Origin of the sequence: Salipiger bermudensis, assembly GCF_019801965.1 — a bacterium.
Lineage (GTDB): Bacteria > Pseudomonadota > Alphaproteobacteria > Rhodobacterales > Rhodobacteraceae > Salipiger > Salipiger bermudensis_A.
This window is the reverse complement of the sequence record NZ_JAHVIA010000003.1, coordinates 348,412-363,496: the sequence shown is the minus strand read 5'-3', so window position 1 is coordinate 363,496 and position 15,085 is coordinate 348,412. Positions and strand designations below refer to the sequence as shown.

At 66.5% G+C, this 15,085-nt stretch carries 13 protein-coding genes; 7 read left to right on the top strand and 6 right to left on the bottom strand.

Annotation, left to right across the window (positions count from 1 at the left end; genetic code table 11):
* The first annotated feature begins 5 nt into the window (after positions 1-5).
* The 3 genes from KUV62_RS08775 (at position 6) to KUV62_RS08765 (ending at position 4,849) form a co-directional block, all read left to right on the top strand.
* Positions 6-974, top strand: a complete 969-nt coding sequence (locus KUV62_RS08775) for a ketopantoate reductase family protein (RefSeq protein ID WP_222603305.1) — start codon at positions 6-8, stop codon at positions 972-974.
* A gap of 148 nt (positions 975-1,122) precedes the next feature.
* Entirely contained in the window at positions 1,123-2,478 is a 1,356-nt protein-coding gene (locus tag KUV62_RS08770) for an esterase-like activity of phytase family protein (protein WP_222603304.1), read from the top strand.
* Between the two features lie 370 nt (positions 2,479-2,848).
* Complete coding sequence (locus tag KUV62_RS08765; protein WP_222603303.1) at positions 2,849-4,849, top strand: TonB-dependent receptor domain-containing protein; 2,001 nt, start codon at positions 2,849-2,851, stop codon at positions 4,847-4,849.
* A gap of 180 nt (positions 4,850-5,029) precedes the next feature.
* On the opposite strand, the gene KUV62_RS08760 is transcribed toward KUV62_RS08765, so the two are convergent.
* Positions 5,030-6,571 carry an alanine/glycine:cation symporter family protein gene (locus tag KUV62_RS08760; RefSeq protein WP_222603302.1) on the bottom strand — a complete coding sequence of 514 codons (1,542 nt, stop codon included), beginning with the start codon at positions 6,569-6,571 and terminating at the stop codon, positions 5,030-5,032.
* 17 nt (positions 6,572-6,588) lie between these two features.
* Positions 6,589-7,026, bottom strand: a complete 438-nt coding sequence (locus tag KUV62_RS08755) for a universal stress protein (RefSeq protein ID WP_222603301.1) — start codon at positions 7,024-7,026, stop codon at positions 6,589-6,591.
* 277 nt (positions 7,027-7,303) lie between these two features.
* Here KUV62_RS08755 and KUV62_RS08750 point away from each other — a divergent pair, with 277 nt between their 5' ends.
* Positions 7,304-7,645, top strand: coding sequence for a DUF2853 family protein (locus tag KUV62_RS08750; protein WP_222603300.1), 342 nt, complete (start codon positions 7,304-7,306; stop codon positions 7,643-7,645).
* Between the two features lie 138 nt (positions 7,646-7,783).
* On the opposite strand, the gene KUV62_RS08745 is transcribed toward KUV62_RS08750, so the two are convergent.
* Positions 7,784-8,764 carry a phosphotransferase gene (locus KUV62_RS08745; protein WP_222603299.1) on the bottom strand — a complete coding sequence of 327 codons (981 nt, stop codon included), beginning with the start codon at positions 8,762-8,764 and terminating at the stop codon, positions 7,784-7,786.
* A gap of 96 nt (positions 8,765-8,860) precedes the next feature.
* Here KUV62_RS08745 and hslV point away from each other — a divergent pair, with 96 nt between their 5' ends.
* The 3 genes from hslV (at position 8,861) to KUV62_RS08730 (ending at position 11,769) form a co-directional block, all read left to right on the top strand.
* Positions 8,861-9,418, top strand: a complete 558-nt coding sequence (gene hslV, locus KUV62_RS08740; protein WP_222603298.1) for an ATP-dependent protease subunit HslV — start codon at positions 8,861-8,863, stop codon at positions 9,416-9,418.
* A 20-nt stretch (positions 9,419-9,438) separates the two neighbouring features.
* Positions 9,439-10,746: an ATP-dependent protease ATPase subunit HslU gene (gene hslU, locus KUV62_RS08735; RefSeq protein ID WP_222603297.1), complete on the top strand. Its 1,308-nt coding sequence runs from the start codon at positions 9,439-9,441 to the stop codon at positions 10,744-10,746.
* Positions 10,747-11,091: 345 nt separating this feature from the next.
* Positions 11,092-11,769 (top strand): D-lyxose/D-mannose family sugar isomerase, encoded by a 678-nt coding sequence (locus tag KUV62_RS08730; protein ID WP_222603296.1) that lies wholly within the window; start codon positions 11,092-11,094, stop codon positions 11,767-11,769.
* A gap of 13 nt (positions 11,770-11,782) precedes the next feature.
* On the opposite strand, the gene KUV62_RS08725 is transcribed toward KUV62_RS08730, so the two are convergent.
* The 3 genes from KUV62_RS08725 to KUV62_RS08715 form a co-directional block, all read right to left on the bottom strand.
* Complete coding sequence (locus KUV62_RS08725) at positions 11,783-13,330, bottom strand: ABC transporter substrate-binding protein (protein WP_222603295.1); 1,548 nt, start codon at positions 13,328-13,330, stop codon at positions 11,783-11,785.
* A 76-nt stretch (positions 13,331-13,406) separates the two neighbouring features.
* The gene (locus KUV62_RS08720) at positions 13,407-13,784 is read right to left on the bottom strand and encodes a hypothetical protein (protein WP_222603294.1); all 378 of its coding nucleotides are present in this window, start codon (positions 13,782-13,784) and stop codon (positions 13,407-13,409) included.
* A complete protein-coding gene (locus KUV62_RS08715; protein WP_222603293.1) occupies positions 13,785-15,077 on the bottom strand; it encodes a hypothetical protein in 1,293 nt (430 codons plus the stop codon).
* Between the last annotated feature and the right edge of the window lie 8 nt (positions 15,078-15,085).

The window sequence follows — 15,085 nt, the reverse complement described above, 5'->3', positions numbered from 1 at the left end:
GCAACATGCGGATCATCATTCACGGCGTGGGCGCCATCGGGGGTGTCGTCGGCGCGGCTCTTGTCGAGACGGGGCACGAGGTGCTTGGCATCGCTCGCGGCCGCATGCTCGAGGCGATCCGCGAACACGGCCTGACGATGATCTCGCCCAAGGGCCGCGTCACCGTCGATCTTCCCTGCGTGGCGCATCCCTCCGAGATCGATTTCCGCCCCGATGACGTGGTGCTGCTCTGCGTGAAGGGGCAGGACACCGAGGCCGCGCTCATAGATCTGCGCGCCGCCGGGATGACGGAACAGCCGCTGTTCTGCCTTCAGAATGGGACCGCCAATGAGCGCACCGCGCTGCGCTATTTCCCCAATGTGCATGGCGTCACGGTGATGATGCCGGCGACCTATCTCGAGCCCGGCGAAGTCATCACCCACGGTGGGCCCTGCTACGGGCTCTTCGAGATCGGCCGCTATCCGGTCGGCTCGGACGCCGCCGATGCGGCGCTGAAAGCGGTTCTCGACAAGGCCAATATCGCCACCTTCACCTCAGAGGCGGTGATGGAGTCGAAATACGGCAAGCTGCTGATGAACCTCGGCAACATCGTCGATGCCATGCTGCCGCTCGACGCCGACAAGCCGCGCTTCACCGACCGGCTGAAGGACGAGGCGAAGGCGGTGTTTGAGGCGGCAGACATCGCGTGGCGCGATGTCGGGCTCGACGATCCGCGGCGCAAGGAGTTCATGCAGATCGTCGAGATCGAGGGCACGCCGCGCTCGGGCAGCTCGACCCGGCAGAGCATCGCGCGCGGGGCGGGCAGCGTCGAAACCGACTACCTCAATGGCGAGGTGGCGCTGCTCGGCCGCCTGCACGGCGCTGACGCGACGCTCAATGCCCGCATGGCGGCGCTTGCGGCACGCATGATCGCCGGCGGCAAGGGCGCCGGAGAGATGACGCAAGACGAGATGGAGCAGGTGTTCAGCGGCTGAGCGCGGCTCGGATCGCTTGCCGGTGCGGGCCATCGGAACCCGATCTGAACACCGTGCCACCGTTACCAAACTGACACCGGAGAGCCACGGGAGCGTTACCGTGCCACGATAGCTGGGGCGCATTCAGTCACTCAGAAGGATGTGAAGAATGCGCCTTTCGCTTTCCGTTCTCGCGCTGGCCAATGTGCTGGCCGCCCCCGCCATCGCCATCGCCGAAGAGATGTTCCCGGCAACGCTCGCCGGCCACGCCTACATGCCGGCGCTGTCGCTGGTCGAGCCGCCGGCCGACGCGCCGCGCGACCTGTGGATCTCGGGCAAGTATACCGCGGGCGCCCGCAACGATCGGCCAATGACCGTCATGGGCAACACCGGCAAGAACTACGGCGCGCATGACACCGGCATCTCGCTGCCCTTCATCGGCCAGCCGGTGCAGGGCATGTCGGGCTTTGCCATGACCCGCGCCGAGGATGGCAGCTGGTATACGCTGACCGACAACGGCTTCGGCAACAAGCGCAACTCGCCCGACGCGATGCTGTTCTTCCACAAGATGGCGCCGGATTTCGACTCCGGCACCGTCGAGCGTCGCGAGACCATCTTCCTCAGCGATCCCGACGGCAAGGTGCCGTTCCGCATCGCCTATGAGGGCACCGAGAGCCGCTACCTGACCGGCGCCGATTTCGACCTCGAGTCGATCCAGGTGCTCGGCGACGAGGTCTTCATCGGCGACGAGTTCGGCCCCTACATCATCCGCGCCTCGCTCGATGGCGTCGTCCGCGAGGTCTACGCCACCGAGCTCGACGGCCAGACCCTGACCGGCCCCGACACCTACAGCGTCTACGTTCCCGCCACCGCCGGCACCGATTTTCAGGTGCAGCGCTCGGGCGGCTACGAGGGCATGGCCCTGCAGCCGGGCACCGACATGCTCTGGGCGATGATGGAGAAGCCGCTGCTGCTCGAGGGTGGCGAGACCGAGGGCCCCTTCCTGCGCGTCATTCAATTCGACCCCAAGGCAGGGGAATGGACCGGCGAGAGCGTAAAATTCGCGCTGGCCGAGGGCGCGACCGCCATCGGTGACTTCAACTTCATCGACGAGACCCGCGCCCTGGTCATCGAGCGCGACAATGGCGAGGGCGATGCCGCCAATGCCTGCGCCGACGGCGCCACCGACACCTCCGCCTGCTACCCGAACCCGGCCCGGGTGAAGAACGTCGTGCTCGTCGACATGAGCGACATCGACGCGGACGGCTATGTCCGTCGCATCGGCCATATCGACCTGCTGAACATCGCCGATCCAGACGCCGTCGCACTTGAAGGTCTGAAGCCGGTGGAAGGCAACTTCACCTTCCCGTTCTTCACCATCGAAGACGTGGCCCGCGTCGACGAGACCCACATCCTCGTGGCCAACGACAACAACCTGCCCTTCTCGGGCGGTCGTGTGCCCGGCGAGGCCGCGCATAACGAGTTCATCCTGCTGTCGGTGCCGGAGCTTCTCAGCGCCGAGTAAGGCTCTTTTCCTCGTACAAGAACCGACGGGCGTCTCCGGGCGCCCGTCTTCGTTTTAAGTCGTATCCCCCTCAATGGTGCCGGTTGGAGACGCGGCGGCACAGCTTTTACGTGCATTCCGCCGATACCCAAGTAAAATACTTGACAATTATTGTCCGACACCGCTAACGCAATCCCAGTTGCCAGCCGAACCCCGCGGAGACCGCTCCGCCCTTCGTTCCGCCAGCCAGCTTTCCATTTTCGAAATGAAAAGCGGCCGACCGCTTCCATGCCGTCCTCGCGACATCTGCATCGGAGCGCCGGTCGTCCGACCGTTGCGGGCGCAGCAACCGCCCGCACGGCCCGGAACAGGGACAAGAAGGACGGGACAGATGAAACTTGCAGCACTCTACCGCAACGCCACGGCGATCTCGCTGGTGCTTGCGGCGATGACCGGCAGCGCCGCGGCGCAGGACGCCGCCGTGACCGACACGCATTACCTTGGGCGCATCGTGCTGGGCTATTCCGAGGACGGAACCCCGGTCTATGCCGGCGAAAACATCTCGCGGCTCGAGGGCAACGCGGTGACGGCGCAGGGCGGCACCGCCTCCATCGACGACGTGCTGCGGCAGGTGCCCGGCGTTCAGACCCGGCTCAACCCCGGCCAGCCGGGCGTTGCGGTCTCGATCCGTGGCCTTCAGGGCCAAGGCCGGGTGGCGATGACCGTCGAGGGCGTGCCGCAGAATTTCCGCTTCAACGGCCACGCCTCGGAAGGCTACGCCAATTTCGACCCGCTCTTTCTGCAGGGCATCGATGTCACCCGCGGCGCGGTGCTGACCGCGGGCGGCAGCGGCTCCGCCGGCGCGGTCAATTTCCGCCTGATCGACGCCGAGGATATCGTCGACGGCTATGGCGCTGGCGGCCGGGTCAGGCTCACCTATGGCGACAACGGCGAGAATTTCGGTCGCATGGCGGCGGCGGGCTATGTCGATGAGCGCTTCTCGCTGCTCGGCGCCTATGCCCGCACCACCGCCGATGCCTTCGAGGATGGCGCCGGCAACACCGTCGACAACACCGACCGCGACCTCGACAGCTACCTGCTGCGCGCCGGCTACCAGCTCACCGAGACCCAGAGCCTCGAATTCCTTGCAACCCGGATGAACGCCGATTACGCGTCGAACTCCTATTTCCAAGAGATGACCTCGGACATCTACAAGCTGAGCTACCATCTCGACCACAGCCCGGCGCTCAACCTGACCGCCAATCTCTACCGCGCCGTGACCGACAACGAATATACCGGCTCTATCACCGGCACCGGCTCCTATGTCGGGCGCCAGATGGAGACCATCACCACCGGTATCGATATCACCAATGTCAGCGATTTCATGCTCGGCGGCTGGGCCGTAACCTCGACCAACGGCTTCGAGTATATCGAGGATGTGCTGGGCGGGGCCGAGGGCGGGGCAAACCCGACCTATGGCGAGTCCAAGACGCTCGGCATCTTCACCGAGAACGTCTTCAGCAATGGCCCGTGGGAGATCATGGCCGGCCTGCGCTACAGCGATTACAGCCTGCATGGCCGGCTCGACAACGAGCTGCAGTCGGGCGATGTCGATATCGACGACAGCTCGGTCGATCCCAAGATCAGCATCGCCTACCAGGTCAATGACTGGCTGCAGCCCTATGTCTCGTTCTCGCGCAGCACCCGCGCGCCCTCGCTGCAGGAAACGCTGCAGGAGAGCTTCCACGGCTATGGCTTCTTCAACCTCTATCTCGGGCCGAACCCGGATCTCGAGACCGAGACCTCGGAAGGCGGCGAGATCGGCGTGAACATCGCCAGGCAGAACCTCTTCACGCCGGGCGACAGCCTCACCGCACGCCTCGCCTACTACAAGATGAACGTCGACAACTACGTGGCCTATGTCCAGGAGGACAGCTACACCTCCGTCGGGCCGACCACGCTGGCCTATTACGACAATATCCCCGGCACCACCGTCACCCAGGGCATCGAGCTCGAAGCCGCCTATGACACCGAGCTGTGGTCGGCGGCGATGTCCTACACCCATTCCGACTCGACCCCGCCCTCGGGCTATGACGATTACGAGCTGCAGCCGCCCGAAACCTTCTCGGCGACGCTGGCCCGGCGCTTCCTCGGCGGCGACCTGACCACGGGGGCGACCTACAGCTACACCGCCGCCGGCGTGTCGCTCGACAGCGAAGCCGACAGCGACGATTACGGGCTGTGGGATCTCTTTGCCAATTACGAGGCGAGCGACAATCTCTTCGTCTCGGCCAAGGTCTCGAACCTGACCGACGAGGAATACACCCCCTGGGCCTCGACCGGGAACGGCCCCGGCCGGACCTATTATGTCGGCCTCGAGCTGACCTTCTGATCGCGGGATAACCAGACAGAGCCTTCCGGTCGGCACGCCGGGAGCGCATCGAGGCAGCCTCGCACCGCCCCTCTTCCCTCGGGGCCGGTGCGGGCTTGCAGGCTACAGGCAAGAAATGGAGAGGGGCGCCGAAAGGCGCCCCTCTTGTCGTTTGCCAGTGTCATTTGCGAAGCGCCGGGCTCAGCCCTTGAAGCGCTTGATCTCGCCGGATTTGAGCCGGCTGATATAGCTCGAGAGCTCGCGCTTCACGATCGGCATCAGCAGGTAGAGGGCGATCACGTTGACCACCGCCATCGAGAACAGCATGGCGTCGGAGAAATCGATCACCGGCCCGAGATTGGCCGAGGCGCCGATCACGATGAACAGGCAGAACAGGACCTTGAACACCGTCTCCTTGGCCGTGCCCTCGCCGAAGAGATAGGTCCAGGCCTTGAGCCCGTAATAGCTCCACGAGATCATCGTCGAGAAGGCGAAGAGCACCACCGCGATGGCAAGCAGCGCCGGGAACCACGAGAAGGCCTGGGCATAGGCCGCAGAGGTGAGCTCGACGCCCGCGACCTCGCCAGAGGTCGAGATCCGGCCGGCTTCGGCGTTCCAGATGTAGAGCCCGGTTTCGGGATCGACGTTGAGCACCCCGGTGATGACGATCACCAGCGCGGTCATGGTGCAGATCACCACCGTGTCGATGAACGGTTCGAGCAGGGCGACATAACCTTCGGTCACCGGCTCCTTGGTGCGCACCGCCGAGTGGGCGATGGCGGCCGAGCCGATGCCCGCCTCGTTGGAGAAGGCGGCGCGGCGGAAGCCTTGGATCAGCGCGCCCGTAAAGCCGCCCAGAACCCCGAGCCCGGTGAAGGCGCCCTCGAAGATGCGCCCGAAGGCCCAGCCGATCTGGTCAAAATTCATCAGCAGGATAATCAGCGACACAACGACGTAGAAGATGCCCATGAACGGCACCACCTTCTCGGTCACCTGGGCGATCGACTTGATACCGCCGACGATGACGAGGAAGGTCACCGCGGCGAGCAGCAGGCCGGTGATCCATCCCGGGTAATCGCCCAGCACGCCGGCGAGCTGCGCATGCGCCTGGTTTGCCTGGAACATGTTGCCGCCGCCCAGCGCGCCGAGAATGGTGAAGATGCAGAACAGCACGGCGAGGATTTTGCCGCCGGGCAGGCCGCGCTCGGCGAAGCCCTTGGTGATGTAGTACATCGGGCCGCCCGAGACCCGGCCATCGGGATACTCGTTGCGATATTTCACGCCGAGGGTGCACTCGGTGAACTTGGTGGCCATGCCGAAGAGGCCTGCCATGATCATCCAGAAGGTCGCGCCCGGCCCGCCGATGCCCACCGCGACGGCGACGCCCGCGATGTTGCCGAGCCCCACGGTGCCCGAGAGTGCCGTGGCGAGGGCTTGGAAGTGGCTGACCTCGCCGGCATCGTGCGGATCGGAGTAGTCACCTTTCACCAGCGAGATCGAATGCGCGAAGCCGCGCAGCTGGATGGCGCCGAAATAGACCGTGAAGACCAGCGCGGCGACCACCAGCCAGAGCGCGATCCACGAGAAGTTGGTGCCCGGCAGATCGGCGAAGATCAGCGACACGTACCAGCCGGTATAGTCTGAGAAGATGGTGTTGATGGTTTCATCGATGCCCTGTGCCGCGGCCTGGACAGGCAGCACTGCGGCGAGGAGCGCGAAGAGCGAAGCGATACGATTGAACAAGGGAAGGTCTCCTCGGCTCAGGGAACGATAACGGTAGGAACCGGCGCCAGCTGGGCAAGGCCCAGCGTCACGGAGCCGAAGACCCGCGCGGCCATCGACTGGGAGCCGGAACGCCCGACATAGATCACCGAGGCGCTGGCCTTCTTGGTCTCTTCGAGGATCAGCTCGACGACCTGCCCGTAGCGGATCACCCCGTCAGCGGCGATGCCCGCCGCCTCGCATTTCTGCAGTGCCGGCGCCATCACCACCTCGTTGGCGCGCGACAGCTCCTTCTTGCGCCGACCGTGGCGCTCCTCGACTTCCTGAGGCGTCAGGAAGGAATAGGCCGACCACTCCAGCACATGCACCAGAAGCAGCTTGGCGCCCTCGGCCTTGGCGCGGATGATCGCGTAGTCGAGCACCGCGGGATCGGCTGGATCGCCCTCGTAGGCGACCACGAAAGTCTCCGAACTCATCTTGAATATCCCCGTTGTTGTTATGCTTGTTACGGCCCGGTTTCGTTGCGCCGCGAATGAAACAATGCTCGGTGACGAAGCGGGTCGGTGTCACGGATTATTTGTGAAACAACTCAAAATTGTGCATCCCAAAGCGATTTAACCCCGCCCAAAGCCGCCTGTCGCGACGAAAAAACCCTTTCTATCCGTATTGGTAGCGGTAAGCTGACCGCGATCGCAGCGTTGGTGTCTGCGGCGATAGGGGGCGGCCGCGACCGCATAATCTGGGAGAGCGAACATGGGCAAGAGAGACGAGCTGATCGAGAAATACGCCGAGGACCTGCGCAGCAAGTGCGGCATGGAGCCCGACATGGCGCTGCTGACCAAGGTCACAATCGGCTGCGGTCCGGCGATCTACAACGACGACGCCTCGACCGTCGCGTCGAGCCAGCCGGGCGAGCTGGAGACCGTTAAGGACAATTTCCTCGTCAAGAAGCTCGGCCTTGCCGACGGCCCCGAGTTGATGGAGGCGATCAACGCCGTGGTCGAGACCTATGGCCGCTCCGAGCGCAACAAGTATCGCGCCGTAGTCTACTACATGCTGACCAAGCATTTCGGCAAGGAGTCGGTCTACGGCTGAGCCGCGAGCGGGGGCCACTCACCACCGCCACGAGACAGGCACCGCCCGGAAGGACGGGCGGTGCACGCAAGCCTTGCGCCGAGGGCCTGACGACCCTTTTCCGGCGCATCAGGCTCACATCGCCCGGTCCGTCATTTGCTAGGCGTGCCCCGCGAAGACCCGTTCCGCCAACGCCATGAGCCGCGTGAAGCGCCGGGCCTGCGCCCGGCTCCGCGCCGCCGCGCGCGCCGGAAGCCCCCACCATTCCGCCAGCACCCGGTTGCGCAGCAGCAGCTGCACGGAGGGATCCCCGGGCCCGACGATCCTGTAGCCCTCGAAGAAGGCGGCTTGCGCTTCCGGCGGCAGCACCTCGCCCTCGGGGATCGCCTCCTTGGGGGCATGCAGGATGGCGTAATCGGTCAGCAGGCGCGCGATGTCGTGCCCCACAGGCACCACCCTGCCCCCGGCGAAATCCACGCCCCAGCAGCGGCTGTCATCCAGCACGAGGTTGCGCTGGTGCAGATCGCCGTGGGTCTGCGCGCTCATCGTCTCCTGCCCCTCGAAGCGCGGCTGCATCGCGCAGAGCGCCTCGGCGCAGTCGAGGAAACGCGCGGGCTCGGCCACATCCCGCTCGCCTGCGCGCAGATCGTCGATCACCGAGCGCAGGAAGCGGACGGTGAATTTCGGCTGGAACACCCGCGTCTCTCCGGGCAGTGCGCGGTGGAACCCGTCCAGCCACGCCCCGGCCCGCCGCAGCAGCTCTGCCTGCCGCGCCAGCGGAGCGTCCTCGAGCAGGACCGAGAGCGGCCGCGCCTCGAGGTGGTCCATCACGCAGGCCTGCCGCGCGAGGTCCACCGCCCGCATCAGCGGCAGCCCCTCGGGCCAGACCTCCTGCACCGCCATATGCGTCGCGATGGCTTCCGCGAATGTCTCCGGAACCACCGGCCGCGCCTGGTGCTTCAACACCAGCCGCCGCCCCTCCGGCCCGGTGAGCCGCAACAGCACCCGCGCCACCCGCGCATCCTCGCGCCAGGCCAGCGGCGCGGCCTGCCAGAGCCCGGGATCCTCGCCCATCTCGCCCGCCAGATCCGGCCAGAGCGCCAGCGCCGCCGCCTCGAGATCCCCGCCCCGCATTTCCATCCGCTCGCCCCTGCTCTATGTCGCTTGCAAGGGCATCGCCTTGTCGCGGCAATGTCCAGCCCCCATATGGCGCCCAGCACGAGAAGGAGACGAGACATGGCCGATCAGGAATTCCCCGGCTGGCACGGCACCACGATCATCGGCGTCCGCAAGGGCGGGCAGGTGGTGGTCGCGGGCGACGGGCAGGTGAGCCTTGGCCAGACCGTGATAAAGGGCTCGGCCCGCAAGGTGCGGCGCCTGTCGCCAGGCGGTGCCGACGTGGTCTGCGGCTTCGCGGGCTCCACCGCCGATGCCTTCACCCTGCTCGAGCGGCTCGAGGCCAAGCTCGAGAAGACCCCGGGCCAGCTGCAGCGCGCTTGCGTCGAGCTCGCCAAGGACTGGCGCACCGACAAGTACCTGCAGAAGCTCGAGGCGATGCTGATCGTCACCGACGGCCGCGAGCTCTATGTCATCACCGGCGCCGGCGACGTGCTCGAGCCCGAGCATGACATCGCCGCCATCGGCTCGGGCGGCAATTTCGCCCTCGCCGCGGCGCGCGGCATGATGGACAGCGAGCGCTCGGCGGAAGAGATCGCGCGGCGTGCCATGGCCATCGCCGCCGACATCTGCGTCTACACCAACGGCAATCTCACCGTAGAGACCATTTCGGCCTGAGACGCCGCGAAAGGACCATCATGACCGACCTGACCCCCCGCGAGATCGTCTCGGAACTCGACCGTTTCATCATCGGCCAGAAAGACGCCAAGCGCGCCGTGGCCGTGGCCCTGCGCAACCGCTGGCGCCGCAAGCAGCTCAGCGAAGACCTGCGCGACGAGGTCTACCCGAAGAACATCCTGATGATCGGCCCCACCGGCGTCGGCAAGACGGAGATCTCGCGCCGCCTCGCCAAGCTCGCCAAGGCACCGTTCATCAAGGTCGAGGCGACCAAGTTCACCGAGGTGGGCTATGTCGGGCGCGATGTCGAGCAGATCATCCGCGACCTGGTCGACAGCTCGATCGCGCTGACCCGCGAGCACATGCGCGAGGATGTGAAGGCCTCGGCCCATAAGGCCGCCGAGGAGCGGGTGATCGAGGCCATCGCCGGCTCCGACGCCCGCGAATCCACGCGCGAGATGTTCCGCAAGAAGCTGCGCAATGGCGAGCTCGACAATACCGAGATCGAACTCGACGTGGCCGAGAGCGCCTCGCCCTTCCCGATGATGGAGATCCCCGGCCAGCCCGGCCAGAGCATGGGGATGATGAACCTCTCCGAGATGTTCGGGAAGGCCTTCGGCGGGCGCACCACGCGCAAGAAGCTGACGGTGGCGGAGAGCTACGAGATCCTGATCCAGGAAGAGGCCGACAAGCTGCTCGACGACGAGGTGGTGAAGAAGGCGGCGCTGGAGGCGGTGGAACAGAACGGCATCGTCTTCCTCGACGAGATCGACAAGGTCGCGGCGCGGCAGGAGACCCGCGGCGGCGATGTCTCCCGCGAGGGTGTGCAGCGCGACCTGCTGCCGCTGATCGAGGGCACCACGGTCTCGACCAAGCACGGCCCGGTCAAGACCGACCACATCCTGTTCATCGCCTCGGGCGCCTTCCATATCGCCAAGCCGTCCGATCTGCTGCCCGAGCTCCAGGGCCGCCTGCCGATCCGGGTGAACCTGCGGGCGCTGACCGAGGATGACTTCGTCCGGATCCTGACCGAGACCGACAACGCCCTCACGCGCCAGTACACCGCGCTGATGGCCACCGAGGAGGTCACCGTCGAGTTCACCGAGGATGGCATCCACGCGCTCGCCCGCATCGCGGCGCAAGTCAACGAGAGCGTCGAGAACATCGGCGCGCGGAGGCTCTACACGGTGATGGAACGGGTCTTCGAGGAGCTCTCCTTCACCGCCCCCGACCGCGCCGGCGACAAGATCACGGTGAACGAAGACTTCGTCGAGACCTATCTCGGCGAGCTGACCCGCTCCGCCGACCTGAGCCGCTACGTGCTCTGACGCCCCCACACGTGACCAACCTCCGAGAAGAGCGGCGCCCCCGCTCTTCTCTACGTCCCGAATACTCCCGCCGGAGGCGTCCCACCCTCTCCAGCAACCCAATGCCGGGCTCCCCCCGAGCCCAGCGCCACCAAACCGCCCCCTCCTTCTCTACGTCCCAAATACTCCCGCCGGAGGCGTCGCACCCCCTCCACCAGCCCAACGCCGGGCTCCCCCCGAGCCCGGCACCACCGAACCGGCCCCTCCTTCTCTTCGTCCAAAAATACTCCCTCCGGAGGCATCCCGCCCCTACCGCCGCGCCGGCCCTCTGGCTATCGTCGCGGCGAGAGCCCAAGGAGGAGCCGCATGAAACGTTCGCGCATCAACGAGATCATCCGCGAAGGCGATGCCTTCATCCGCAGCCACGGCTTCTGCCTGCCGCCCTTCGCCTACCTCTCCCCCGAAGCGCTGCGCAAAGCCGAGCATGGCGAGATCAAGCGCCGCAACATGGGCTGGGACATCACCGATTACGGCGCCGGCGATTTCGACAGGATGGGGCTGTTTCTCTTCACCACCCGCAACGGGCTCAATGCCGATCTCGGCAAGCACAGCGCCATGCTCTACGCCGAGAAGATCATGATCTCCCGGCGCGACCAGCTCAGCCCGAACCACCGCCATGACATCAAGGTCGAGGACATCATCAACCGCGGAGGCGGCACGCTGGTGCTCGAGCTCTTCGCGGCAACGCCTGAAGGCGAGATCGACCGCCACGCGCCGGTGACGGTGCTCTGCGACGGCATGGAGCGGACGCTGCCGCCGGGCGGGCACCTGAAGCTCGATCCCGGCGAGTCGGTAACGCTGTTCCCGACCACCTGGCACGCCTTCTGGGGCGAGGGCAGCGACGTGCTGATCGGCGAGGTCTCGACGGTCAATGATGACCTGACCGACAATATCTTCGAGATGGAGATCGGGCGCTTTTCCGAGATCGAGGAAGACGAGCCGCCGCTGCACCTGCTGGTGTCGGACTACGCCGAGAAGCTCTGAGCCTTAGCGCGGCTTACGCGCGCCACCAGCGCTCGGCGAAGCGGGCGTTGTCCATGGCCCAGAGAGTGCCGATGCGGCCCGGCGTGGCGATGCGGTCGCTATGGGCCTGCAGGTGGTTGGCGAAGACCGGCACCAGGAGCCCGCCCTCGTCACGCAGGATCTGCTGCATCTCGCCGTAGAGCCCTCGCCGCCGGGCGCTGTCGAGCTCGGCGCGGGCCTCTAGCAGAAGCGCCTGGAATCGCGGGCTCTGCGCCATGCCCCATTGCGTGTCGTTCCACGGCGCGCCGTCGCGCATCTGGGTCGAGAGCATCCAGTCCTCGGTGACCCGTCCCGACCAGGCGCAGGCGCTGAAAGGCCGGTTGCACCAGACCTCGGACCAGTAGCCCTCGGCGGGCTCGGCGACCGGGGCGATCTCGATCCCCGCCGCGCGGGCGCTTTCGGCAAACAGCGCCGCCGCCTCCGGCGCGCCCTCGAAGGCGGCCTCGGAGACCGAAAGCGGCAGGGTCAGGCTCGAAAGACCGGCCTGCTTGAGATGGTAGCGGGCGCGGTCGGGATCAAAGGCCGGGGCCGCGAGATCCGCCGCATACTGGTTGGCCGGCCCGATCGGGCTGTCGGCGCCGATGCGGCCATGGCCCAGCAGCACCCGGTCGAGGATGGCCTGCCGGTCGATGGCGTGCTTCAGCGCCTGCCGGATCTGCAGCGCGTCAAATGGCGCGGCGCCGGTCTGCATGGCGAAGCCGTAATACTGGTTGCCGGGGATGTCCTGCAGCCGCAGGCTCGGCTCCGCCCGCAGCCATGCAGCGCGCTGCGGCGCCACCCGGCTGATGGTGTCGACCTGCCCACTGCGCAGCGCCGAGACCCGCGCCGCGCCGTTGTTGAGCGCGTGGAACTCGATCTGGTCGAACCAGCCCGCCTGTCCGTCCTTGTAATGCCCCTCGACCCGGCGGCCAATGAAGCGCCGCCCGGGCTCGAAGCTTTCGACCCGGTAGAGCCCGGTGCCGATGCCCTGCGCGATGGCCGTCTCGAGCTGGTCCGCCGGGTAGATCAGCAGGTGGTAATCGGCGAGCAGGTAGGGGAAATCGGCGTTGCCCTCGGCCAGGGTGAAGCGCAGGCGATGGTCCGAGAGACGCTCCATCTTCGCGATGGTCTCGACCAGCGGACGCGCCCCCGAGGCGGTGCCGGGCTCCAGATGCAGGCTGAGCGAGGCGATCACGTCGCGCGCGGTGAAGGGCGTGCCGTTGTGGAAACGCACACCCTCGCGCAGCGTCACGGTCCAGACGCGGGCGTCGGCGCTGGCCTCCCAGCCGGTGGCCAGCTCGCCGCGCAGCGATCCGTCGGCGGCGACCTCGGTCAGCGTATCGAAGACCGCGCCCTGTCCTGCTGCGATCATGAAGAGATCGGAATGGGTCCGGGCATCCCAGCTGTCGGACGGGTGCGCGCCGCCGAGACCCGCGCGCAGCGTGCCGCCGGAGCGGGCCGGCGCCGCGGCAACGCCGGACGCGCCCAGCACCGCGGCGGCGAGGGCTGTCTGGATCAGGCGGCGGCGGCGGAAGGCCGTCATCTTGGCGTCGGTCCCGTGTCTGGTGCGGCCCTGTCAGGGGCCGTCGGTCTGGCAGTATCCGGCCGCGCGGCGCGGCTCAGGAGATGAGGCGATGGTGCGCCTCGGCGTCGAGGCATTCTATGTGCAGGTGCGCGCAGCCCAAAGCAAGCTTTCTGTTGACGTCACGACAGCAGGTTTCGAGCAGATCCAGCGCTTCTGCCTTGAACGCGGGCATCACCAGCAGATCGATGCGCAGAACCCGCTCCTTCATCAGGTTCTCGACATCATAAGGCCCCTCGGCATTTTCGCCGTCCGGGGTCCAGTAGCCGGTGGCGAAGCTCATCGTCACGCCGGCGAAGCGGCGCGAGATGGCGCGGGCGATCTCGTCGGCCGCCTCGTCGAGCCGGTCGGAGGCGCTGCCCATCAGGGCGAGGATCCGGCAGCGGCGGATCGAGGGGGGCGGCGCGTCAGGCATTCATTTCTCGCTCAGATAGGTGAACAGCATCAGCACGATGAGGATCGCGACGGCAAAGTAAAGCACCGTATCGGCCGAGCGCTCGGCAAAGACATCGAGGATGCCCACCACGCCGTCACCCTGCTGGCTGCGGCTCTCATTGACCAGCACGATGGCGAGATCGAAGAGCGAGAAGCCCCCGATCGCGGCGACAATGCTCTTGAGGATGCGGGTCTGCGCCAGCTGGCGGCGGCGGTAGTAGCGGTCGATCTGCTTGCGCAGCAGCGCCGCCCAGCCCTCGACATTGGCGAATTGCAGCGCGCTCTGCCAGGCCTCGTGGGTGTGCCGGACGAGATCGCGCCGAGCGCCCTGAAGGCCGTAGAGCGCACGCTCGTGCTGCAGGCGGATGAAATCGAGGTGGTCGAGCTTGCGCTCGAGGGTCTGCAGGATTCGCTTCTTGATGTCGCGATCGCCCGCATGTTCGAGCATCCGCACTTCGGAGAGCAGCAGCGACTGGTAGTGGTTCAGCAGGGTCGCGTAGAACTGGCACAGGCTCATGCTGCGCATCCAGTCGAAGGCGAAGCGCTCGGGATCGCCTGTGGTCACCGCGAAGAGGCTGTTGCCGGAGCCAATCCAGGCCTGCGCCCCCTCGAGCTCCCGCGGCTCCGGGGGCAGGCCACCGAGGCAGCCCGCCAGCGGCGGCGCATTGGCGCGGTCGCCGGTGACGATCATCGCGCGCGCGGTCCAGATCGGGGCGTCCGGCAGCTCGTCGGCAGGCCTGAAGACGGAATATTCATCCGGCGCCCGCAGCACCTTCATGGCGCCGCTGTCGCGGGCGAGGCTGCGCTGGATCTCGTAGAGCGCGCCAAGGATATGGTCGCGGAACAGGCTCTTGGCGGCGCCGGTATAGGCCTCGTCGAACCGCGACGCCGGGCAGACCACCTCGGTGGCATCCCACTCCACGAAGAGCACGGAGAGGCAATCGTCGTAGATGTGCAGCTCGGCGGAGAGCGCCTCGAACCGATCATCGCGACGGCTGACCGAAACCGGCGCCTCGGCCTTGAGGCGCAGGATCAGGGTCGGCTGAAAGAACACCGGCAGCGCATCGTGCTGCACGGTGCCGTAGCCGAACGGCCAATCGGGGTAATCGACCTCGAAGCGCTCGGTCACCGCCTCGATCTTGCGGATCGCGGTGACCAGCGCCACCGCCTCGGCCTGCGAGCGCCCTAGGCTGTAGAGATTGAGCGAGGTGGCGCAGGGCGACACGGTAAAGAGGCGTGCACCGCCTGCTGCGGCGTCGGTCGCGTCTTTCATCGAGCCTG